This window comes from Actinospineispora eucalypti (assembly GCF_039543365.1).
Taxonomy (GTDB): Bacteria; Actinomycetota; Actinomycetes; order Mycobacteriales; family Pseudonocardiaceae; genus Pseudonocardia; species Pseudonocardia eucalypti.
Genome location: NZ_BAABJP010000001.1, coordinates 63,712 through 85,851, shown reverse-complemented (window position 1 = coordinate 85,851; position 22,140 = coordinate 63,712). Strand labels below are relative to the sequence as shown.

Below are 22,140 nucleotides of genomic sequence, written 5' to 3'. Positions count from 1 at the left end.
AAGGGCTTTCGTGACCGACACCATGGACCCGGCACCCCCCTCCGGCGGCGACCGCATCGAGCCGGTCGACATCCAGCAGGAGATGCAGAACTCCTACATCGACTACGCCATGAGCGTGATCGTCGGCCGGGCGCTGCCGCTGGTCGAGGACGGGCTCAAGCCGGTGCACCGGCGCGTGCTGTACTCGATGTTCGACTCCGGCTTCCGCCCGGACCGTTCCTACGTCAAGTGCGCCCGCGTGGTCGGCGACGTGATGGGCAACTACCACCCGCACGGCGACTCGGCGATCTACGACGCGCTGGTCCGGCTGGCCCAGCCGTGGTCGATGCGCTACCCGCTGATCGACGGCCAGGGCAACTTCGGTTCGCCGGGCAACGACCCCGCCGCCGCCATGCGGTACACCGAGTGCCGGCTGACGCCGCTGGCCATGGCGATGTTGCAGGACATCGACAAGGACACCGTCGACTTCGGGGACAACTACGACGGCAAGACCCAGGAGCCGCTGGTCCTGCCGTCCCGGGTGCCCAACCTGCTGATCAACGGCAGCTCCGGCATCGCGGTCGGTATGGCCACCAACATCCCGCCGCACAACCTGCGTGAGGTCGGCGCCGGCGTGGTCTGGGCGCTGGAGAATCCGGAGGCCACCGACGAGGAACTGCTCCAGGCGCTGATGGAGCGGATCAAGGGGCCGGACTTCCCCACCTCCGGGCTGATCGTCGGCCGGTCCGGCATCGAGCAGGCCTACCGCACCGGCCGCGGCTCCATCCGGATGCGCGCCGTGGTGGAGGCCGAGGAGGACGCCAAGGGCCGCACGATCCTGGTCGTCACCGAGCTGCCCTACCAGGTCAACCCGGACAACCTGATCGAGTCGATCGCCGGGCTGGTGCGCGACGGCAAGCTGGCCGGTATCTCGGAGATCGCCGACGAGAGCTCCGACCGCATCGGCATGCGCATCGTCGTCACGCTGAAGCGGGACGCGGTCGCCAAGGTCGTGCTGAACAACCTGTACAAGCACACCCAGCTGCAGTACAGCTTCGGCGTCAACATGCTGTCCATCGTCGACGGGGTGCCCCGCACCCTGCGGCTGGACCAGGTCGTGCGGCACTACGTGCGGCACCAGATCGAGGTCATCGTCCGGCGCACCCGTTACCTGCTGCGCAAGGCCGAGGAACGCGCCCACATCCTGCGCGGCCTGGTCAAGGCGCTGGACGCGCTGGACGAGGTCATCGCGCTGATCCGCGCCTCGCAGACCGTGGAGATCGCCCGGACCGGCCTGATCGAGCTGCTGGACGTCGACGACATCCAGGCCCAAGCCATCCTGGACATGCAGCTGCGCCGGCTGGCCGCCCTCGAGCGTCAGAAGATCATCGACGAGCTGGCCGAGATCGAGCGGGAGATCGCCGACTACCAGGACATCCTGGCGAAACCCGAGCGGCAGCGGCAGATCGTCAAGGACGAGCTGTCCGAGATCGTCGAGCAGTACGGCGACGACCGGCGCACCCAGCTGGTGGCCGACGACGGCGAGGTGGCCGACGAGGACCTGATCGCGGTCGAGGACGTGGTCGTCACGATCACCGCGACCGGCTACGCCAAGCGCACCAAGACCGACCTGTACCGCGCGCAGAAGCGTGGCGGCAAGGGCGTTCAGGGCGCGGCGCTCAAGCAGGACGACATCGTCGCCCACTTCTTCGTCTGCTCCACGCACGACTGGATGCTGTTCTTCACCAACAAGGGCCGGGTGTACCGGCTCAAGGCGTACGAGCTGCCCGAGGCCAACCGCAACGCGCGCGGCCAGCACGTGGCGAACCTGCTGGCCTTCCAGCCGGACGAGCAGATCGCCCAGGTCATGCAGATCAAGAACTACCAGGCCTCCCCTTACCTGGTGCTGGCCACCCGGAACGGGCTGGTGAAGAAGTCCAAGCTGGAGGACTTCGACTCCAACCGGTCCGGCGGCCTGATCGGCATCAACCTGCGCGACGACGACGAGTTGGTCGGCGCCGTGTTGTGCGGACCGGACGACGACCTGCTGCTGGTTTCCGCCGAGGGCCAGTCCATCCGGTTCCAGGCCAACGACGACGCACTGCGCCCGATGGGCCGGGCCACCTCCGGCGTGTTCGGCATGCGGTTCAACGGGGAGGACAAGCTGCTCTCCCTCGGCGTGGTCCAGGAGGGCAAGTTCGTGCTGGTCGCCACGGCCGGCGGGTACGCCAAGCGGACACCGCTCGAGGACTATCCGGTGCAGGGCCGGGGCGGCAAGGGTGTGCTCACCCTGCAGTACGACCGCCGACGGGGCACCCTGGTCGGTGCGCTGATCGTGGACGTGGCCGATGAGATCTACGCCATCACCTCCAGCGGTGGCGTGATCAGGACCAGGGCCCGTGAGGTGCGCAAGGCCGGTCGCCAGACCAAGGGCGTGCGGCTGATGAATCTCGGAGACGGTGATTCGCTGCTGGCCATCGCGCGCAATGCGGACGAGGATGGTCCCGAAGGCAACGGCTCCGCCTGATCGGTGGGCCGAGCGAGCAGCGACCCGTCGGCGATGCCGGCGGGCCGGGTCGGACGCCCGGTTCGGGCGTTCGACGGAGACACGGAGGAGGCGCGAGCTAACTCGTGACCGAGCCCACCCCGAACGAGCGGCGGTCGAGCCCACCCAGTCCCGGTAAGGGAGGCGCCGGCAAACCCGCCGATCCTGGGAAGACGCCCGGTCAGGACGCCGATTCCGCCGAGACCCACGGCACCGGTCCGGCCAACGGCACCGGTCCGGCCAGGCCTTCCGAGGCTGCCGGACCGGGCCGCCCGGCCGAGCCTTCCGAGGCCGCTGAACGGAGCCGGCCGGCCGAGCCCACCGACGGTGAGTCCGCGCGTAACGGGACGACCACGACCGGCGCGGGGAAGCCCTCGCCGGTCGCCCGGGCCGAGTCCGCCGCGCCGAAACGCCCTTCGCCGGTACGTCGGCCCGGGCCGGGCGACTCGCCGGCTTCTTCCGAAGCTTCCGACCCGGCCGCGTCGCGCGGCTCCGGCTCCGAGGCGTCACCGGCCGCCCCCGGCGCCGAGGACGACGAGCCGGCCGGACGCAAGGCGGAAGCCGCCGAGGTCTCGGCGCCGGCCGGTTACAACGGTCACGCCGAGGCACCCCCTCCGGTGCTGCCGCCGCCGTGGCAGCGGATCCCCGCCGGCCCCGCACCGTCCGGCACCGCCGGGCCGAGCCAGGCCGAGGACCTCACCGAATCGCCGGCCACGACCTCGGCCGGTCTGGCCGCGAGCCGGCCCGCGCCACCCCGACCTCCGGGTCCCGGCGGGCGGCCGAACCCGCCCGCACCCCCCGGGCCCGGGGGCGGTTCCCGCAAGCCGGGGCGTCCCGGCAAGCCGGCGAAGCCCGGGAAGCCGAGGCCGAGCGGCCCACCGATGCCGCCGGGCATGGCCGGCCGGGTCGGCGGTTCGCCGATCGACCCGGCCACCACCGACATGCGCCGCCCGGTGACCTCCGGCCTGCCCGGTGACCCGGACGCGGACCACGGCCGGAGCGGACCCGGCGGGCTGCCGATGAGCTGGGCCCGGGGGCCTCGCCGGCCCCGACAGGCCGCCCTGCAGCTCAAGCGGCTGGATCCGTGGTCCGTGTTGAAGATCGCCCTGGTGCTGGCGGTGGTGCTCTACCTGGTCTGGCTGATCGCCGCCGGGCTGTTGTACGGCGTGCTGGACGGCATGGGCGTATGGGACCGGTTGAACGGCCAGTACGCCGACCTGGTGGCCGAGCAGTCCAGCCAACGACTGATCAGCGCCGGGCGGGTGTTCGGCATGGCGGCGGTGATCGGTGCGATCAACAGCCTGCTGGTGGCGGTCGCGTTGTCCGTGGCGGCGTTCATCTACAACGTTTCCGCCGACCTGGTCGGAGGCATCGAGGTGACCCTGTCCGAGCGCGAGTGAGGTGTCCTGGTTGGACACCGGGGGTGGTTGGAAACCGGCTCGCGGGCTTCGGTAGTCTTGGTGACACCTCGTTCAGAGGGGCCCATAGCTCAGACGGTTAGAGCGCATCGCTGATAACGATGAGGTCGGAGGTTCAAGTCCTCCTGGGCCCACTCCTCCGATTCTTCTCGCAGGGGTTTCAGATGAAGAAGCTGCTGGCCATCGTCGCCGTTCTGGGCGCCGCCGCTTTCGTGTTCAGCAAGGTTCGCTCGCGGTCCGAGGACGACCTCTGGCAGCAGGCCACCACCGCCATCTGAGGGCACCTGTCCCGTCCACCCGGACGCGCCGGGCCACTAACCCCACGCAACCTGATCTCGGCGGCTGGGCTAGGCTCGTTAACGCCTCGTTCTAAGGGCCAAGGCTCGGTCTCTTCAGAGCGCGTTGCTGAGAACGACGAGGCCCACATCAACCGCGTAAACTCGAGGATCAGGGATTTACATGAAGAAGAAGCTGCTGGCACTCGCCATAGTCGTCGGCGCCGCGCTGTTCGTCTTCAACAAGGCCAGGTCGCGTGACAACGACGACCTCTGGCAGCAGGCGACCGGCTGACCCAGCCATCCGAACGGCGGGCGCAACCAGGCGCCCGCACCGGGGACGTAGCTCAATTGGCAGAGCACCGCCTTTGCAAGGCGGGGGTTAGGGGTTCGATTCCCCTCGTCTCCACCAGACGATTTCCAGCGCGCGGTCAGCCGTTGAGGTGTTCGCGCAGGGCGTCCAGGCGGCCGTCCCAGTCGCGGGCCAGGGCGGCCAGGAACTGCTGTGCGACCTGCATCGGCGCGGAGTGCAGGCGGTAGCGCACCCGGCGCCGCTCCCCGGGTTCGGCGATCAACAGGCCGGCGTCGGACAGCAGGTTCAGGTGCTTGGCGATCGCCTGCCGGGTGATCGGCAGGCGGGTGGCCAGGTCGGTCGCGGTGGCCGGGCCCCGGGCGGCCAGCTCGGCCAGGATGCTCCGCCGAGTGGGATCGGCCAGCGCGACGAACACCTGCTCGGCGATCGCCTCGCTGTCCGCCGCCGGGTCAGGCCTCATCGAGGTAGTCACCGAGCTCACCTAGCTCAGACGCCCAGCCTTCGAGGTGGGAGTCGTAACCCTTGCGGTACTCCTCGTCGGGTAGCTGGGCGAACCCGGTCTCCACCACCCGCAGCCGGGTGCCCGCGCCGACCGGTTCGAGGGTGAACTCGACGTAGGTGCGGCGCGGGTCGTCCTTCGGCATGCCGAACACCCGCCAGGTGAAGCCGAAAACGGTGGGTTCCTCCACCCGTTCGATGCGCAGGTCGTTGTCGTAGCCGTGATCCCAGGTCATCCGGGCCGCGCCGCCGGGACGCAGATCGATCGTCGCGTGGTGACCGAACCAGGTGCCCAGACCCTCGGCGCTGGTGATCGCCGCCCACACCTTGGCCGGTGGGTGGTCGAGGTCCATGGTCCGCTCGATCCGATCGGGGAATCCCATGGCGCATTCCTATCAGGTGGCGTTCGCCGGCACGGCCTCGCGGACCGCCGGCGGGCGGTGCCCGGTGCGCGGTCGCAGCCGCGGCCAGATCAGGGCGACGGTGCCCAGCGTCAGCACCACGTTCAGGCCCAGCGCCAGGTGCATGCCGGCCAACTGGCTGGCCTGGGTGGCGGCCACAGCGCTGAGCAGCGGGATGCCCACCGTGATAGCCACCTGCTGGCTCATCGAGGTCAACCCGGTGGCCAGGCCCTGCTCGTCGTTGGGCAGCCCGGAGGTGGCGGTCACCGTGGCTCCGACGATGGCCGCCACGTGCCCGAAGAACCCGATGAACAGCGCCGGCACCAGGATCGCCAACGCGGCGGCCCGGTGCGTGCCGAGAAACACCAGCGGAAGCGTCGCCAACCCCTGCACGGCCATGCTCACCGCCAGCACCGGCCGGGCGCCGAACCGCCCGATGACCCGCCCGGCCAGCACGCCGGCGGCCACCGAGGCCAGACCGGGGATGCCGAAGATCAGTCCGGTGCCCAGCGGGCCGTAGCCCAGCACCCGCTGCAGGTACAGCGTGGTCAGGAAGATCATCGCCGGCTCCATGGCGAACACCACGAAGCAGGCCAGGTTGCCCCACTTGACGGTGGCCCGGCGCAGCACACGCAGCGAGGCCAGCGGCGCCGGCGAGCGCAGCTCGATCACCCAGAACGCGGCCAGGAGCAGCACACCGACCACGGCCGAGACCAGGTGTCGCTCCATCACCGCGTAGACCACCGCGAGCAGGCCGCCGGTCACCGTGACCGCACCCGGCACGTCCAGCCTGGTCCGCCGCTCGGCCCGGCTCTCGCCGATCACGAACGGGGTGGCGATGAGTACGGCCAGTGCGACCGGCACGTTGACGAAGAACGCCGCCCGCCAGCCGAGCACGGTGACCAGCCCGCCGCCGACCAACGCGCCCACGGTGAAACCGCCGGAGAGCAGCGCGCCGTTCAGGCCGAGCACCCGAGCCCGGCGGGGGCCTTCCGCGAACGTGGTGGTGAGCAGCGACAACGCCGAGGGAATGGCCATCGCGGTGGCGAAGCCCTGCAGTGCCCTCGCGGTGAGCATGGTCTCCGGTCCGGAGGCGAAGCCGCCGACCAGGGATGCCCCGGCCAGCAGCACCATGCCGGACATCAGCAGCCGGCGCCGGCCGAGCAGGTCGCCCAGACGACCGAACAGCAGGGTGAACCCGGCCGCCGGCAGCGCGTACGCGGTGGTGATCCACGGCAGCTGGTCCGCTCCCAGCCCGACGCCGGCACCGGCCTCGGGGAGCGCCACGTTCAGGATCGAGAAGTCCACGGAGAGCATGAAGCCGGCGCCCAGCAGCACGAGCAGCACCAGCCGCTCCCGGTTGGTGAAGTCCATCGGAGCCTCCAAAGTATGGCAACTAATTGGTTGCAACTTGACAGTATGGCAACCGTATAGTTGCGTCAAGAGGCTGAGACGGGCGCCATCGAGCGGGTGAGGGCCAGGTCTCGATCAGGGGTCGGGGGCGTGTCAGCGGTGGTGTGCTAAGCGCCACAACATTAAGCTTCCGCTGTCCGAGCATGATCAAAAATCACTTGGAGATGCTCATGGCTGGGAAGTTCGAGGTCTACCAGGACCGCGCCGGCAAGTACCGTTTTCGCCTGAAGGCGACCAACGGGCAGGTGGTCGCGACGGGTGAGGCCTACGAGAGCAAGTCGGCGGCCAAGAAGGGCTGCGAGTCGGTACAGCGGGCCGCGGACGGCGCCGAGGTCATCGAGGTCGAGTCCTAGCGCGGAACGCGCTTGCCGAGCGCGCGCCCAGTGCGGCGCGCGCGGGAGATACGGCGCGGAACGCGCTTCCCGAGCCCGGGCAGTGCGGCGCGCGCGGGAGACGCCAGCGACCGCGCGCCGCCACCGGGGCCGCGCACCGTCCGGCGCGGGCGCCCTGAACGGGTGTCGACCGCCGGCGGTGCGCCTAGCCCGGTGGCTGGCCGTTGGACGCGTGAATCCGCCCTATGGGCTCACCGTCCGTATCCGGTTGGTCGAGCGCTCTCACCCTTCTGATACCTTCGCCAACGGATTAGCTAAGGCTGGGTAACGAAGGGCACGGCTCCCCATCCGCCGGTTCCCCGAAACCGGATGCCCACCCCGGCCCTGTGGTCCGGAGGTAAGAAATGGCACGGCACCGCTCCCCACGTGGCCGGCAGGACGAGAGCACCTCGGTGTTCGACGATGAGCCGGCCGTCCCAGAGCCACGCGCGCAGTCGTCCTCGGCCCCGTCCGACGAGGACTGGATGCCCGCTCCGCGCCGGCCGACCCACTCGGGTGGGTTCGACGCAGAGCCGGTGGACCGTCCCGGCACCGATCTCGCCGAGCTGGAGACCCGCTCACTCTTCGAGCCCGCCGAGCCGGAGCCCGCGGAGCCGGAGCCCGCGGAACCCGAGGAGGCCCGGACCGAGGCGATCCGCCCGCCCGCCCGGCGCTCCCGCGGCGCGGCGCGCAGGCGGATGCGGGCCAGCGGTGCCCGGCGGCGCGCCGACCGCGCCGGCCGGCCCAGCACCCGGACGCTTTTCCTGGTCGCCGGCGCGGTGGTCGCGCTGGTGGCCGGCGGCACCGTGCTGGTCGGCCTGCGCAGCAACAGCGGGTCGGGGGAGAGCACCAACGCCAACATCCCGCTCGCCCAGCCGGCCGTGCCGCCGGCGGCCGACGCCCCGGCCGGGCCGGCGCCTGACGTGCCGGCGCCTGACGTGCCGGCCGCCCCGCCGAAGGTGAAGCCGAGCCCGGCCACCAAGCCGGGCACCGCCGCCAAGAGCACCACCAAGAACGCCGCGAAGAAGCCGGCCGCGACGGGCAACAAGGCGTCCGGCGGCACGGGTTCCGATGGCGGCCCGGCCTACGCCGGCACCTCGAAGCAGCTCAAGATCGAGCTGACCGGCTACTCCTATCAGGACAACACGCCACCCGGCTCGGCCGAGGTGAGCAACCCGGTCCTGCACAAGAAGGCCGGCGGCACCGGCACGTACGCCGACCCGATCACCGTCGCGGTGCCGGGCAAGGGCACCGGGATCTTCAAGGCCGGCTCGCGGTTCTACCTGCCGACGGTGAAGCGGTACGTCATCGCCGAGGACACCGGGGCCAGCGCCGCTGGCTCGGGCGACGGACACCTGGACATGTGGATCGGCGGCGAGGGCGGCACCAAGAGCGCCACCGACGCGTGCATGAACAAGATCACCGGTGACGTCCCGGCCGAGTACAACCCGCCGCCCGGTCGTCCGGTGCTGTCGGGCCCGATCTACGCAGGAGGCAAGTGCAACATCCCGGGCGGCGGCGGGTCGTCGTCGAAGTCGTCGAGTTCCGAGGACAACTAGCCCATCGACTTCGCGCCGTCCAGGGATTCCCGGATGATGTCGGCGTGGCCGGAGTGCTGGGCCGTCTCCGCGATGATGTGCAGCAGCGCCCGGCGGGCCGACCAGCGGGCGCCCGGCTCGAACCAGGGCGCGCTCGGCAGCGGGTGGTCGTCGTCCAGCGAGGGCAGCGCGGCCAGCACCTGGTTCGTCCGCTCGGCGGCGCGCTCGTAGTCGGCGAGCACGCCGGCCAGGGTCTCGCCCGGCTGCATCCGGAAGTCGTTGTGGTAGTCGGCGTAGTCCTCCTCGGTCCAGTCGGCCCACTCCTTGCCGTTCTTGCTCATCGCGCTCGGGCCTTCCAGGATGAACGACACCCACTGCCGCTCGCCGTGCGCCACGTGCTTGATCAGCCCGCCCAGGCACAGCTCACTGCGGGTGGTGCGCCGGCCGGCCTGTTCGTCGGTCAGGTCGCGGGTGGTGTTGCGCAGGAAGAAGCGGTGCTGGGCCAGGGTGGCCAGGAGGTCCGCGCGCTCGCCGGTCAGGGTCTGGGGAAGCTCGGTTGAGGTCATGAACCTGAAGGTAGAGGCCCCAAGTGCCAGTTTCTGTCCTCAATTGCCGCATACTCGAAAACATGGCGAACACCAGCGCGCGGACCCTGCGCCTGCTCTCCCTGCTGCAGACCCACCGCTACTGGCCGGGCGAGGATCTGGCGCGGCGGCTGGAGGTCTCCATCCGGACCCTGCGCCGGGACGTCGACCGGCTGCGCGAGCTGGGCTACCCGGTGAACGCATCCCGGGGCGTGGACGGCGGCTACCAGCTCGCCCCCGGCGCGGCGCTGCCGCCTCTGGTGCTGGACGACGAGGAGGCGGTCGCGCTGGTCATCGGGCTGCGCGCGGCGGCGCAGAGCGGGCTGGCCGGGGTGGCCGAGTCGTCGGTGCGGGCGCAGGCCAAGGTGATCCAGGTAATGCCGCCGAAGCTGCGCCGGCGGGTAGAGGCGCTGCGTGCAATGACCGTGTCACCGGGTTGGGGCGGTGGCGCTCCGGACCTGGGCACCGACCCGGATGCCCTGGTCAAGGTGGCGCAGGCGTGCCGGGACGCGGAACGGATGGAGTTCGACTACACGGCGGCCGACGGCGCGCGCACCCGCCGGCACGTGGAACCGCTGCGCCTGGTCTCCCTGGGCCGCCGGTGGTACCTGGTGGCCTACGACCTGGGCCGCAACGACTGGCGCAGCTTCCGGGTGGACCGGCTGACCGAGCCGGCTCGCACCGGCGCCCGGTTCCGCCCGCGCGCGCTGCCCGCCGAGAATGCCGGCGAGTTCGTGCGCCAACGGGTCAGGGGCCCGCAACAGCAAACCGTGCACGAGATCCAGGCCCTGGTGCGGGCGCCCGCTGAGGCGGTGCGGAGGAAGATCGGCCGGTGGGCCGAGGTGGCCGCGCGGGGCGAGGACAGCTGCCTGGTGCGGATGACCGCCGACGCGCTGGAATGGCCGGCGATGGCGCTGGGCTCGCTGGACGCCGAGTTCACCCTGGTCGACTCGCCCGAGCTGCGGGACTACCTGACCACCTGGGCGGGCCGGTTCGGCCGGGCCGTCGCATGAGAACGGCCGCCCGGGCGGATGCCCGGACGGCCGTCTCACCGTGAAGGGGTCAGTCGAAGACGATGACGCCGCGGATGTTCTTGCCGGCGTGCATGTCCTCGTAGCCCTGGGCCACCTGGTCCAGGGTGTACCGAGTGGTGATCAGTTCGTCCAGCTTGAGCAGGCCGCGTTGGTAGAGGTCCACCTGGCGGAGGATGTCCTTGCTGGGGGCGCAGGCGCCGAACAGCGAACCCTGGATGCGCTTCTGGCTCAGGGTGAGGTCCATCAGCGGGATGGGCGGGGCGCCCTCGGTGGCCTTGCCGATGCCGGTGAGTACCAGGGTGCCGGCCTTGCGGATCGTGTAGTAGGCCTGCTCGACGTGGTTGGCGGCGGTCACGCCGACGGTCACGATGGTCGAGTCGGCGCCCTGGCCGTTGGTCGCCGAGCGGGCGAACTCGCCGGCCTCCTCGATGGTCGAGAAGGTGTGGGTCGCGCCCATCTCCTCGGCCTTCTCCAGCTTGAAGGGCAGCGGGTCGACCGCGATGACGTTCGCCGCGCCGGCGTGGGCCGCGCCCTGCACCGCGTTGATGCCGATGCCGCCGATGCCCATGATGATCACGGTGTCGCCGACCTGCACCTGCGCCGAGTTGACCGCCGAACCCCAACCGGTGCCCACGCCGCAGCCGAGCAAGCAGGCCGGTACCAGCGGCACGTCGTCCGGGATCTTCACCACGCTGGCGATGTCCACGGTGGTGTACTCGGAGAACGTGGAGATGCCGGCCATCTGACCCACCGGCGCCCCGTCCAACGACATCCGGAAGCTGGTCGGGTCGCCGGGCCGGGAGCCCACGAGCAGCGTCGAGCCCAGGTCGCACAGGTTCTGCATGCCGGAGGCGCACCACCGGCAGCGCCCGCAGCCGGGCAGGAACGAGAACACCACGTGGTCGCCCTCGGCCAACCCGCGCACACCGGGCCCAACCTGCGCGATCACCCCGGAGCCCTCGTGCCCGCCGGCGATCGGGTAGGTGCCGACCGGCATGTCCCCGGTCGCGATGTGGTCGTCGGAGTGGCACATGCCGGAGGCGGCCAGCTTGACCATGACCTCGCCGTGCTGGGGCTCCTCGAGGTCGACCTCAACCACCTCGTACTTGCCCGGAGCCTGCCGGAGGATCCCGGATCTCGTCTTCATTGACTTCTCAAGCCTTTCCTTCGGTGGGGGTGCGGATGAGGAGGTTAACTCGGTACTAGCGCGCGGGCTTGCCGAATCGGCGGCGCCAGTCGTGCATGCCGAGCAGCCGGACGGCCTTGGCCATCTTGCCGGCGTTCTCCGGCGTCGTCGGGTACCAGTTCATCTCGGACTTCATCGCCACCCGCTCGCCGACCAGTGCCTGCTGCCGGGTGTACTTGCGGACCGAGTACGCGCCGCCGTTGCGCGCGCCCATCCCGGAGCTCTTCCAGCCGCCGAACGGCACACCCATCTGGGCCACCCCGGTGAGCGCGTTGTTCAGGGTGACGCCGCCGGTGTCCAGCCGCTTGGCCAGGGCCTCGGCGCGCTTGGCGTCGCGGCTCCACACGCTGCCGGCCAGGCCGTACGGCGAGTCGTTGGCCAGCCGGACGGCTTCCTCCTCGGAGCCGACCTTCATGATCGGCAGGGTGGGGCCGAAGGTCTCCTCGGTCATGCAGGCCATGTTGTGGTCCACGTCGACCAGCACGGTCGGCGCGTAGTAGTTGCCGACCTCGCCCCGGGTGCCGCCGGTGAGTACCCGTGCGCCCTTGGCCAGCGCGTCCTGCACGTGCTTGTCCACGATGTCCACCTGGGCCGGGGTGGCCATCGCGCCGATGTCGTTGGTGAAGCTGTGGTCGGTGTCGGTGCCCTGCCGAATCGCGGCGACCTTCTCCGACACCCGGGAAACGAACTCGTCGTAGATCCCTTCGTGCACGTACAGGCGCTCCACCGAGATGCACACCTGGCCGGCGTTGAACAGCCCGCCCCACACCGCGCCGTTCACCGCGCGGTCCAGGTCGGCGTCGTCCAGCACGATCATCGCGTCCTTGCCGCCCAGTTCCAGGCTGGCCGGGATGAGCCGCTCGGCCGCGCGAACCGCGATCGCCCGGCCGGTGCGGGTCGACCCGGTGAACTGGATCATGTCCACCTGGTCCACCACGGCCGCCCCGGTGGCGCCCAGCCCGGTGACGCACTCCAGCACGTGGGGGGCGCCGATCTCCTGCCAGCCGCGTGCGGCCTCGGACCAGGCGAGCGGGGTGACCTCGGACGGCTTGGACAGCACGGCGGCCCCGGCGGCCAGCGCGAACGGGATGTCCAGCAGCGGCATGGTCAGCGGGAAGTTCCACGGGGTGATCACGCCGACCAGCGGGTAGGGGCGGGCGTGCACCTTCAGCCGCTTGGTCTTGTTGAGCAGGCCGTCCGGCTTCACCTTCACGTCGGCCAGCCACTTGGGCGCGTGCTTGGCCACGTAGTTGATGATCTGTACGGCGACCACCGACTCGAACGAGGTGTCGCCCCAGGACTTGCCGCTCTCCTTCTGCACCAGATCGAGCAGCCGGCGCTCGTTGTCCATGATCCAGTCGAGCCACTGCAGCAGGTACTTGCAGCGCTGCTTGGGGCCGAGGTCCTCCCAGGCCGGCTGGGCCGCGCGCAGCCGGGCAGCGGCGGCGGCCACGTGGTCCGGGCCGTGCAGCGGCAGCCGGGCGGCCACGCTCCCGTCGATCGGGCTGCGCACCTCGAAGGTCTCGCCGGCGTCATGCGTGATGGGGCCTGACTGCGTCGTCGTCACGGCTGTCTCCCGGAAATGAGGTCGCGTTCGGATAAACCTAACAGTATTTGGTGTTGGGCGATATACTGCGATCCACGTACACCGTACTGCGCAGTACGCTTTTCGTGAAGATTAGAGAACGGCGTTCTCTGGCGTCACGCCTTAGAGCGTCCGGCAGGTGAGGGATTCGATAAGGGAGCGGCGATCCAGGTGGATGCATCGCAAGGCTGTGTCCAACTCGGAGGGAGGCATAGCGGAGCTATGTCGACCGACGACAACGCCGCGAGGCATTCGCCTGGGCGCCGCGAGCCGGATCCCTCACCTGCCGGACGCTCTTGGTGTTGCGCTGGTGAGTGAGCTGAACTTCGCCACCACCATCGAGGCGGTCGCCACGGCGGTGCCCGATCGGCCGGCCGTGGTGCACGGCGCCCGCCGGACCGACTACCGGGCACTGTTGGACCGGAGCCGAAGACTGGCCCGCTACCTGCACGATCACGGTCTCGGCTGCTTCGCGCCGCGCGCCTCGCTGGCCGGTCACCAGAGCGGCCAGCACTTCCTGGCGCAGTACCTGTACAACTCGCCGGAGTACCTGGAGGGCATGCTCGGCGGCTATTTGGCCCGGGTGGCGCCGTTCAACGTGAACTACCGGTACGTGCCCGAGGAGCTGCGTTATCTGCTCGCCGATGCGCGGCCGAGGGCGATCCAGTACCACGCCCGGTTCGCACCCGTGCTCGCCGCCGCGCTGGCCGGGCTGTCGGCCGAACGGCCGGTGTTGTTGCAGGTGGCGGACGATTCCGGCGAGCCGTTGCTGCCCGGCGCGGTGGACTACGAGTCGGCGTTGGCCTCGGTGCCCCCGTCGGTGCCGGCGGAGCCGTCGCCGGATGACGTATACGCTCTGTATACCGGCGGTACAACGGGGATGCCGAAGTGTGTGCTGTGGCGGCAGGCGGACGTGGCGGTGACCGGGGTCGGCCTGGTCAACCGGCGGGCCGGGCGGGAGTGGGACTCGGTAGCCGAGGTGGTCGGCGCGATCGGCCCGCGTGCGGGGCGGATGCTGCCGTGCGCACCGCTGATGCACGGCGCCGCGCAGTGGGGCGCGCTGCTCGCGCTGTGCACTGGCAACACCGTGGTGTTCCCGGACCAGGTGCACCGGTTCGACCCGGCCGGCGTGTGGGACGCCGTGGCCCGTGAGCGGGTCACCCAGATGTCCATCGTGGGGGACGCCTTCGGGCGCGCACTGGTGGACGAGCTGGCCCGGCATCCCCGGGATGTGTCGTCACTGAAGTTCCTGGTCAGCGGCGGTGCCGCGCTGCAACCCTCGGTGAAGGAGGGGTTGGCCTCACTGATCGGCGGACTGCGGCTGATGGAGACCATCGGCTCCTCGGAGACCGGGGTCCAGGGCGCCGCCGAGGGGGTGGACAAGTCCTTCCACGCCGACTCGCGGACCGTGCTGCTCACCGAGGACCGGTCCGGGTTCCTGGCACCGGGACACCCGGGCACCGGGTGGCTGGCGTCGCGGGGCCGGGTGCCGCTGGGCTACCTGGGTGACGAGGCGAAAACCTCCGCCACCTTCCCGGTGGTGAACGGCGAGCGGCTGTCCGTTCCCGGAGACCGGGCCCGGCTGCTCGCGGACGGCCGGGTAGAGCTGCTCGGGCGCGACTCGGTGACCATCAACAGCGGCGGCGAGAAGGTGTTCGCCGAGGAGGTGGAGGCGGCGGTGAAGCGGCACCCGGACGTCGCGGACGCGGTGGTGTGCGGCCGGCCGTCCGCCCGGTGGGGCGCCGAGGTGGTCGCCATCGTCGCCCCTCGGTCCGGTGCCACGCTTTCGGCCGACGCCCTGCTCGCCAACTGCGCGACCACGCTGGCCAGGTACAAGCTGCCCAAGGAGATCATCTTCGTGGACCGAGTGCAGCGCAGCCCCAGCGGGAAGGCCGACTACCGCTGGGCCGCCGCCCGCGCCCTACTGCGCGGGTAGCTGGTAGATCAGCTCATACCGGTTTCCGGCCATCACCATGTCATTGACCTCCACCGGCCGGTCCCCGCTGAACGCCACGCGGGTCACCGCAAGCACCGGGTAGCCGTACGGGATACCCAGGCTGGCGGCCTCGTCCGGCCGGGGCGGGCGGGCGCGCACCGCCTCCTCGAAATGGGTCAGCCGGTGTCCGAGCTCCTCCAGTCGGCCGTACACCCCACCGGTGCCGGTATCCGGCCGCTCGATCGCGGTACCCGATGCGATCGACGCCGGCAGGTACGACGTAGCGAGCTGAACCACCTGGTCATCGGCGCGCATCTGCCGGGACCGGACCACCACCGGGGCGTCGTTTTCCAGTTCGAGAAGGATCCGGATGCGGTCGTCCGCGGGCTGCTGGCTCACCTCGACGCTTACCTCGGCTCGCCAACCGCCCTCGGCCGCATCACTGAGAAACGCACCGCGGCCGGCGTCGCGTTCGGCCCGGGCCAGTCGATTCCTCGCCAGCCGGCGGACCAGCGGACGGTCGGCGACGTACCAACCCAGCCCGGGCCGGCTGGCCACCAGCCCCTCGGCCCTGAGCTGGTCGACTGCGTTCTGCACCGTCTGCCGGGCGACTCCCCAGCGGTCCATCAACTCGCGCGCGGTGGGCAGCGAGTCGCCGGGCCGGTACTGGCCGGCGGCGATAGCGCTGCGTAGGTCCTCGGCGATACGGACCCACGGTCTGGTTCGCGGCATTGACCGAGGCTATCTAGACACTCGTTGCCCGGAACGACCAACGTTATCTAGATAACTGGTAATCTAGATAACCATGCCGGAGTTTCTACTGGGTGGCTTCATCGGTGGTGTCGTCGCGGGCGGTCTGGTGTGGCTGGGCTCGGCGGACTGGGAGTACCTGCGCGCGTGCCGGCGCGGCAACCGCAATCTGCGTCGGTCGAAGGTGCAACCATTGGCTCGCGATGCCGGCGGTGGGCTCGGCTACGACGTGGTGATCTCGCGCCCGAACAGAACGCCGCGACGCTCAGGCGGATCCTCGATCGCTCGCGCCCGGCGAAAGCCTTTGCGCTGGTAGTAGGCGGCATCCCCGGGTTCTTCAGCCACGCATCCAGGTACCACCGAGGTCCGCCGATTCGGCCGCCGCCCGCGCCCTACTGGGCGGGTAGCACGGGAGCCAGGTTGTCCCAGCGGGAGGTCTGGCAGCCGTCGGTGCGGCGGAACGCGGCGTCCACGGGGCGCCCTCGCCAGCGGCCGGTGACCTGTGCGGTGGCCGGGCCGCCGTAGATCTGCGTGCACATCTGGTTGGCCGGTACCGGGGCGAACGGGTCGGCCATCCCGGCCAGGATGCGGCAGGCGCCGGCCGGGTCGGGGTGGTTACCGCCGGCCGGCTCGCAGGTCAGCCGGTGGGTTCCGTTCTGGCCGGGGACCGGGCTGCCGGTGACGGTGACCGTGAGCTCGTTGGCCGCCGACTCGCTCGCCGAGTCGGCCGAGGCGAGAGGGGCGACCAGGGCGGCGGCACCGGCTCCGGCCGCCATGCACAACGCCGTCAGCCACGCACCGCGAATGTTGATCCCCTCCCAAACCGATCTTGCTAGCCGCCCCCACGTTACGCGAACCCTCCGCAAGAAGCCCTCAGCATTCGGGTCACACCGGCCACCCTCGCCGCTGACCGGCCACTCGGGGCGGGGTGGCCTTGGGTGGTGGGTCAGGCCGGGGTGGGGGCCAGGAGGTTGGCGATCGTTTGGAGCGCCGCCTTATGGGGGGAGACGGCATCGCGGGCGGCGGCGTCGAGCAGGGTGGCGGTGCGCGCGCCGATCTGGGTGACCTGGCGTTCCGCGTCGGGTGGGAGCATTCCGTGCAGCTCCCGGGCGACCGTGTAGGCCACGCCGCCCGCGCTGGCCAGGTAGTCCGGCACCCAGGTGATGCCCCGCCGGTGGAGCAGTTCGGCCACCTGCTCCGCGGCGAGCTGGTTGTTGGCCGGCCCGACGATGGCGCGGCACCGCAGCCGAGGAACCAAGTCCGTGGTCAGCTGCCCGCCAAGGGCGGCCGGGACGAGCACGTCGGCCTCGGCAGTGAGGGCATCCACCGGGTCCGCCCAGCGGGCGCCCAGCTCGGCGGCCACCATCCGGCGGCCGGGATCGACGTCGGTCACCGTCAGCTCGGCCCCCGCGCCGGCCAGTGAACGCGCCAGATGCGATCCGACGTGCCCGAGCCCGACCACCGTGATCCGCCGCCCGGCCACGCCACCCCCTTGCTCTGCGTCAGGAAACGCAACGTTGAGGGGCCCGTACAGATGCCGCAGCGTGGCATCCAGCGCGGCCAGCACACCGGCGGCGGTGTGCGGCGAGGAATCCCCGCTGCCGCCGTACGACTCCGGCCGGCACCACACGTTGCCGGTGCGCTCGCCGATCGTGATCATGTCGTCCGGCGAGGTGCCGACGTCCGGGCCGACGATGTACCGGCCGCCCAGCGACTCGACCAGGTCGCCGGCGTCGGCCAGCAGGTCGGCCCGCGCGGACCGGCCGAGCGGCAGGTCCGGCGGTACGGCCAGCACGGTCTTGCCGCCGCCGCAGGGCAGCCCGGCCGCCGCGTTCTTGATCGTCATCCCCTCGGCGAGCCGGAGCGCGTCGGCCAGCCCGTCCCGCCAGTCCGGGTAGCGCCACAGCCGGCAGCCGCCGATCGCCGGCCCGAGCCTGGTGGAGTGGATCGCCACGATGACCGGAATTCCGGAGCGCTCGCCCCGGCGCAGCACCACCTGGTCGTGCTCGAGCATCTCGTCCCCTTCCCGCGTTCCCGTCGACACCGAAAAACTAGGAAGAACGACGGCCGGATGGCGCAGAGTCCGAACAAAATTCGGCCGGGAGGGGAGAATATTGGCCATGGACGCCATTGATTCGGCGCTGGTGGCCGAACTCCAGCGCGACGCCCGGCAGACCAACCGAGAGCTGGCTCGCGCCGTCGGTGTGGCGCCGTCCACCTGCCTGGAACGGGTGCGCCTGCTGAGCCAGCGCGGCGTGCTGCGGGGCTACACCGCCCGGGTTGACCTGCCCGCGCTCGGCCGGCGGGTGCAGGCGCTGGTCACCGTGCAGGTGCGGCCGCTGAACCGGGCCGTGATCGACGACTTCCACGACTCGGTGCTCGGCCTGCCCGAGGTGCTGGCGGTGTTCGTGCTGGCCGGCGGCGACGACTTCCTGCTGCACGTGGCGGTGGCCGACGTCGAGCACCTGCAGGCTTTCCTGCTGGACCGGCTGAGCAAGCGGCGGGAAATCGCCAGCTTCCGCTCCTCGGTGATCTTCCAGCACACCGCGACCGAGGTGGTCACCGCGCTGGCCGAGGAACCGCTGGCCCCGCCGCGCAGCCGGGTCGGCCGCCGAGGGCCGGAAACTCGGTCGCGTTGATCGTCAGCTTCTGGCAGCCTCGCGGTATGACCACTTTCTATTGACCCACATCGCTGAACACCCGATCGCCGCTGCGGCTGCTGCTGTCACTGCTGCGCGCGATGCCGGGCACGCTGGCCACCGCGATGGCGTTCGGCGTGCTCGCCGCGCTGCCGGCCGCGCTGATGCCGTTGGCCATCGGTAAGGCGATCGACGCCGCGCTCGGCCAGAAGGCCGGTCCGGGGAGCGAGCCGGAAGAGGACATCCTCGGCGAACTGCTGGGCGTGGGCGCGTGGGGTTTCGGCGGGTCGCTGATCACCTGGGTCACCGTGATCGTGTTGCTCGGCGTGGTGCAGGTGATCAGCCTGGGGCTGGCCGAGTACCACTCCGGCATGCTGTGGATCCGCTCGGCGGTCCGGGTGCAGCGGGAGGTTCTCGCGCACGGCACCCGGGTGGGCGCCGCGCTGCCCCGCAAGATCCGCTCCGGCGACGTGGTGGCCATCGGTTCCACCGACGTCTACTCCATCGGCGGCGCATTCGAGGTGCTCGGTCGTACCGTCGGGTCTCTCCTGGCGTTCGTGCTGGTGGCCGCGCTGTTGTTGGCCCGCAGCCCGTTGCTGGGGGCGGTGGTGTTGATCGGTGTGCCGATCGCCACCGCCGGCCTGGCACCACTGCTCGGCCCGCTTCGTCGGCGGACCGAGGAGCACCGGGAACGGGTCGGCGACGCGACGACCATCGCCGCCGACATCGTCTCCGGGCTGCGCATCCTGCGCGGCATTGGCGGCGAGCGGCGGTTTGCCGACCGGTTCGCGGAGACCAGCCAGCGGGTGCGGCACGCCGGCGTGGCGGCCGGGCGGATCGACGCCTGGCTGTCCGGTATCGAGGTGTTCCTGCCCGGCCTGGTCACCGTGGCGGTGATCTGGCTCGGCGCCCGGTTGGTGCTGGCCGGGGAGCTGAGCGTGGGTGAACTGGTCGCGTTCTACGGGGTGGCGGCGTACCTGGTCATCCCGGTGTCCACCGCGACCAGTGCGGCCCACGTGGTCAGCGAGGCACTGGTCGCGGGTGGCCGGGTGATCAAGGTGCTCAGCCTGGAACCGACGCTGAGCAGCCCGCAACATCCGTCCCCACTGCCGGTGGGCCCGCTGGGCCTGCACGACCCGGAGAGCGGGCTGCGCTGCGCGCCGGGCGCGCTGACCGTGGTGCGCACGAACGGTTCGGCCGAGGAGTTGGCCGACCGGCTGGGCCGCTACACCGACTCCGAGGTGGCCATCCACGGCGGACTGCCGCTGCGCGAGGCCGACCTGGCCGAGGTGCGGCGCCGGATCCTGGTGGCGCACAACCAGGATGTGCTGTTCTCCGGCCGGCTGCGCAACGAGGTGCGGCTCGGTTCGCGGGTGAGCCTGGACGAAGCGCTCTGGGCGGCCGACGCCTCGGACGTGGTTGCCGGGTTGCCCGACGGCCTGGAGGAGAAGCTGATCGAGCGCGGCCGGCAGCTGTCCGGTGGCCAGCGTCAGCGGTTGATGCTGGCCAGGGCGCTGACGGCGGATCCGGATGTACTGGTGCTGGACGAGCCCACCTCGGCGGTGGACGCGCACACCGAGGCGCGTATCGCCCGCCGGGTGGCCCACCTGCGCCGGGGACGGACCACGGTGGTGATCAGCCGTAGCCCGTTGTGGGCGTCGGTGGCCGATGCAACCGAAGAACACTAGCGCGGAACGCGCTGGCCGAGTACGCGCCCAGTTAGGCGCGTGCGGGAGAACCAGCGCGGAACGCGCTGGCCGAGTACGCGCCCAGTTAGGCGCGGGCGGGAGAACCAGCGCGGAACGCGCTGGCCGAGCCTGCGGGAGGCATGAGTCATGAAGCAACGGAAGACCGTGCTGCCGCTGGCCGGCAGCCGGGAGGTGCGGGCCTGGGTGTGGCGGGTGGCCACGGCCAACCGAGGTGCGTTCGCCGCGATGCTGGTGCTGTTCGTGGCGGCGACCTCGGTCGGCCTGGCCGGGCCGTGGCTGCTCGGCCAGCTGGTCGAGTCGGTGCGGCGCAATACCGCCGCCACCACGGTCGACCTGATCGCGCTGGCGTTCGTCGGCGTGCTGCTGGTCGAGGCGCTGCTGCGGCGGTGGGCCCGGTTCGTATCCGTGGTGTTCGGCGAGCGGCTGCTGGCGCAGGCCCGAGAGGACCTGGTGAGCCATGCGGTGCGGCTGCCGCTGGACACCGTGGAGCGGGCCGGCACCGGCGAGCTGCTCGGCCGGGCCACCTCGGACGTCGACAAGCTGGACGAGGGCCTGCGCCAGGCCGCGCCGGAGATCCTGGTGGCGTCGTTCACGGTGGTGTTGACCGTGGTCGCCATGCTGCTCAACTCGCCCCTGCTGGCGCTGGGCGGATTGGTCTCGGTGCCGGTGCTGGTCCTGGTGACCAGGTGGTACCGGCCGCGCGCGGTGCCCACCTACGAGCGCACGCTGGCCGGCTGGGCGGCGATCCACGCCAGCACCCACGAGACGGTCACCGGCGGGCGCACGGTCGAGGCGCTCGGCTTGGCCGAGCGCCGGCGCGTGCACCACGAGCGCACCATCCGGGTGGCCAGCACCGGCGAGCGGCGGCTGGCCCGGTTGTGGTCCGGCTTCCTGGTCGGGCTGGAGACGGCCGCCGTGCTTCCGGTGGTGGCGCTGTTGCTGTTCGGCGCCTGGCTGTACTCGCGTGGGCTGGTCGGCATCGGCGAGTTGACGGCGGCCGTGCTGTACGCCAGGGCGCTGGCCGAACCGGTGAACGAGGTGCTCGGCTGGATGGACGAGCTCCAGGTGGGGCGGGCCGCGCTGCGTCGGGTGCTCGGCGTCGGCCTGGTCCCGCCGGACACCGGGGACGACTCGCTGCGCCCGAGTGGCGGGGCGATCCAGGTGCGCGATGTGTCGTTCGGCTACCGGCCGGACCGGGACGTGCTGCGCGAGGTGTCCCTGGACGTCCGGCCGGGCGAGCGGATCGCCGTGGTCGGGCCGTCCGGGGCGGGCAAGTCCACGCTGGGCCGGCTGCTGGCCGGCATCAACGCGCCGCGCACCGGTCAGGTACTGGTCGGTGGGGTACCGATCAGCGCGCTGCCACTGGAACGCCGGCGCCAGGAGGTGGTGCTGGTGACCCAGGAGCAGCACGTGTTCTCCGGCACCCTGCGGGACAACCTGGTGCTGCCCAGGGACGCCACGGACGACGAGCTGTGGCAGGCCCTGGGCGTGGTCGGCGCGGCCGCCTGGGCCCGCGCGCTGACCTCGCCCGGCCGGGACGGCGCCGATTCGGGCACCGGCCTGGACGCCAACCTGGGCACCGGCGCGGAGAGCGTGCCGCCGGCGGTGGTTCAGCAGCTGGCGCTGGCCCGGCTGATCCTGGCCGACCCGCACACCCTGGTGCTGGACGAGGCCACGTCACTGATCGATCCCAACGCGTCCCGCGAGCTGGAAAGCTCACTGGCCGCGGTGCTGCACGGGCGCACGGTGATCGCCATCGCGCACCAGCTCCACACCGCGAGGGACGCCGACCGCGTGATCGTGATGGAGGACGGCCGAATCGTGGAAGAGGGACCGCACGCAAGCTTGATCGCCGCCAACGGCCCCTACGCGCACCTCTACCGCGCCTGGTCCGGCACCCAACACCCCGATTCGGTCACAGCAGCACCCTGATTCAGTCGGTTCAGCAGGGTGGTTCGGTCGCTTC

Annotated in this window: 21 protein-coding genes and 2 tRNA genes; 14 read left to right on the top strand and 9 right to left on the bottom strand. The window is 71.1% G+C overall.

Annotated elements, in window-relative coordinates; translation table 11 throughout:
• Positions 1-10: 10 nt before the first annotated feature.
• The 6 genes from gyrA (at position 11) to ABEB12_RS00410 (ending at position 4,629) form a co-directional block, all read left to right on the top strand.
• Positions 11-2,506: a DNA gyrase subunit A gene (gene gyrA / locus ABEB12_RS00435; protein ID WP_185058398.1), complete on the top strand. Its 2,496-nt coding sequence runs from the start codon at positions 11-13 to the stop codon at positions 2,504-2,506.
• Positions 2,507-2,610: 104 nt separating this feature from the next.
• On the top strand, positions 2,611-3,924 hold the full coding sequence (locus ABEB12_RS42010; protein ID WP_185058397.1) for a DUF3566 domain-containing protein: 1,314 nt from the start codon (positions 2,611-2,613) through the stop codon (positions 3,922-3,924).
• 78 nt (positions 3,925-4,002) lie between these two features.
• A tRNA-Ile gene (locus tag ABEB12_RS00425) sits at positions 4,003-4,076 on the top strand.
• Between the two features lie 30 nt (positions 4,077-4,106).
• The gene (locus ABEB12_RS00420) at positions 4,107-4,220 is read left to right on the top strand and encodes a DLW-39 family protein (protein ID WP_221497512.1); all 114 of its coding nucleotides are present in this window, start codon (positions 4,107-4,109) and stop codon (positions 4,218-4,220) included.
• A 181-nt stretch (positions 4,221-4,401) separates the two neighbouring features.
• Positions 4,402-4,512 carry a DLW-39 family protein gene (locus ABEB12_RS00415; protein WP_221497511.1) on the top strand — a complete coding sequence of 37 codons (111 nt, stop codon included), beginning with the start codon at positions 4,402-4,404 and terminating at the stop codon, positions 4,510-4,512.
• 41 nt (positions 4,513-4,553) lie between these two features.
• Positions 4,554-4,629: transfer RNA gene (locus tag ABEB12_RS00410), tRNA-Ala, on the top strand.
• Positions 4,630-4,648: 19 nt separating this feature from the next.
• Here the strand turns inward: ABEB12_RS00410 and ABEB12_RS00405 are convergent.
• The 3 genes from ABEB12_RS00405 to ABEB12_RS00395 are packed head-to-tail and all read right to left on the bottom strand — an operon-like array spanning position 4,649 to position 6,803.
• Entirely contained in the window at positions 4,649-4,990 is a 342-nt protein-coding gene (locus ABEB12_RS00405; RefSeq protein ID WP_185061030.1) for a metalloregulator ArsR/SmtB family transcription factor, read from the bottom strand.
• Positions 4,980-5,411: an SRPBCC domain-containing protein gene (locus tag ABEB12_RS00400; protein WP_185058396.1), complete on the bottom strand. Its 432-nt coding sequence runs from the start codon at positions 5,409-5,411 to the stop codon at positions 4,980-4,982. The genes ABEB12_RS00405 and ABEB12_RS00400 overlap by 11 nt, the downstream gene beginning before the upstream one ends.
• 12 nt (positions 5,412-5,423) lie before the next feature.
• Entirely contained in the window at positions 5,424-6,803 is a 1,380-nt protein-coding gene (locus tag ABEB12_RS00395; protein ID WP_185058395.1) for an MFS transporter, read from the bottom strand.
• 209 nt (positions 6,804-7,012) lie between these two features.
• Between ABEB12_RS00395 and ABEB12_RS00390 the strand changes: the two genes are divergently transcribed.
• Entirely contained in the window at positions 7,013-7,195 is a 183-nt protein-coding gene (locus tag ABEB12_RS00390) for a DUF1508 domain-containing protein (RefSeq protein ID WP_185058394.1), read from the top strand.
• A gap of 383 nt (positions 7,196-7,578) precedes the next feature.
• Complete coding sequence (locus ABEB12_RS00385) at positions 7,579-8,772, top strand: hypothetical protein (RefSeq protein ID WP_185058393.1); 1,194 nt, start codon at positions 7,579-7,581, stop codon at positions 8,770-8,772.
• On the opposite strand, the gene ABEB12_RS00380 is transcribed toward ABEB12_RS00385, so the two are convergent.
• Positions 8,769-9,317, bottom strand: coding sequence for a mycothiol transferase (locus ABEB12_RS00380; RefSeq protein WP_185058392.1), 549 nt, complete (start codon positions 9,315-9,317; stop codon positions 8,769-8,771). The two genes, ABEB12_RS00385 and ABEB12_RS00380, sit on opposite strands and share 4 nt — an antisense overlap.
• A gap of 62 nt (positions 9,318-9,379) precedes the next feature.
• On the opposite strand from ABEB12_RS00380, the gene ABEB12_RS00375 reads away from it, so the two are divergent.
• Positions 9,380-10,348 carry a WYL domain-containing protein gene (locus ABEB12_RS00375; RefSeq protein ID WP_185058391.1) on the top strand — a complete coding sequence of 323 codons (969 nt, stop codon included), beginning with the start codon at positions 9,380-9,382 and terminating at the stop codon, positions 10,346-10,348.
• A gap of 49 nt (positions 10,349-10,397) precedes the next feature.
• Here the strand turns inward: ABEB12_RS00375 and ABEB12_RS00370 are convergent, their stop codons facing one another.
• A complete protein-coding gene (locus ABEB12_RS00370; RefSeq protein WP_185058390.1) occupies positions 10,398-11,516 on the bottom strand; it encodes an NDMA-dependent alcohol dehydrogenase in 1,119 nt (372 codons plus the stop codon).
• Between the two features lie 55 nt (positions 11,517-11,571).
• Positions 11,572-13,122 carry an aldehyde dehydrogenase family protein gene (locus ABEB12_RS00365; protein ID WP_345702443.1) on the bottom strand — a complete coding sequence of 517 codons (1,551 nt, stop codon included), beginning with the start codon at positions 13,120-13,122 and terminating at the stop codon, positions 11,572-11,574.
• A 328-nt stretch (positions 13,123-13,450) separates the two neighbouring features.
• On the opposite strand from ABEB12_RS00365, the gene ABEB12_RS00360 reads away from it, so the two are divergent.
• Positions 13,451-15,076 carry an AMP-binding protein gene (locus ABEB12_RS00360; protein ID WP_221497510.1) on the top strand — a complete coding sequence of 542 codons (1,626 nt, stop codon included), beginning with the start codon at positions 13,451-13,453 and terminating at the stop codon, positions 15,074-15,076.
• Here ABEB12_RS00360 and ABEB12_RS00355 read toward each other — a convergent pair.
• On the bottom strand, positions 15,062-15,808 hold the full coding sequence (locus ABEB12_RS00355) for a UTRA domain-containing protein (protein ID WP_185058388.1): 747 nt from the start codon (positions 15,806-15,808) through the stop codon (positions 15,062-15,064). The two genes, ABEB12_RS00360 and ABEB12_RS00355, sit on opposite strands and share 15 nt — an antisense overlap.
• Positions 15,809-15,881: 73 nt before the next feature.
• On the opposite strand from ABEB12_RS00355, the gene ABEB12_RS00350 reads away from it, so the two are divergent.
• Positions 15,882-16,142, top strand: a complete 261-nt coding sequence (locus ABEB12_RS00350) for a hypothetical protein (protein ID WP_185058387.1) — start codon at positions 15,882-15,884, stop codon at positions 16,140-16,142.
• A gap of 76 nt (positions 16,143-16,218) precedes the next feature.
• Here the strand turns inward: ABEB12_RS00350 and ABEB12_RS00345 are convergent, their stop codons facing one another.
• Positions 16,219-16,602 carry an SSI family serine proteinase inhibitor gene (locus ABEB12_RS00345; RefSeq protein WP_185058386.1) on the bottom strand — a complete coding sequence of 128 codons (384 nt, stop codon included), beginning with the start codon at positions 16,600-16,602 and terminating at the stop codon, positions 16,219-16,221.
• Between the two features lie 170 nt (positions 16,603-16,772).
• Complete coding sequence (locus ABEB12_RS00340; protein ID WP_221497509.1) at positions 16,773-17,870, bottom strand: Glu/Leu/Phe/Val dehydrogenase dimerization domain-containing protein; 1,098 nt, start codon at positions 17,868-17,870, stop codon at positions 16,773-16,775.
• 76 nt (positions 17,871-17,946) lie between these two features.
• Between ABEB12_RS00340 and ABEB12_RS00335 the strand changes: the two genes are divergently transcribed.
• From ABEB12_RS00335 to ABEB12_RS00325, 3 genes are all read left to right on the top strand, one after another.
• Positions 17,947-18,465: an Lrp/AsnC ligand binding domain-containing protein gene (locus ABEB12_RS00335; RefSeq protein ID WP_185058385.1), complete on the top strand. Its 519-nt coding sequence runs from the start codon at positions 17,947-17,949 to the stop codon at positions 18,463-18,465.
• A 101-nt stretch (positions 18,466-18,566) separates the two neighbouring features.
• Positions 18,567-20,153 (top strand): ABC transporter transmembrane domain-containing protein, encoded by a 1,587-nt coding sequence (locus ABEB12_RS00330; RefSeq protein ID WP_185058384.1) that lies wholly within the window; start codon positions 18,567-18,569, stop codon positions 20,151-20,153.
• Between the two features lie 147 nt (positions 20,154-20,300).
• Positions 20,301-22,106 carry an ABC transporter transmembrane domain-containing protein gene (locus tag ABEB12_RS00325; RefSeq protein WP_185058383.1) on the top strand — a complete coding sequence of 602 codons (1,806 nt, stop codon included), beginning with the start codon at positions 20,301-20,303 and terminating at the stop codon, positions 22,104-22,106.
• The last annotated feature ends 34 nt before the right edge of the window (positions 22,107-22,140 follow it).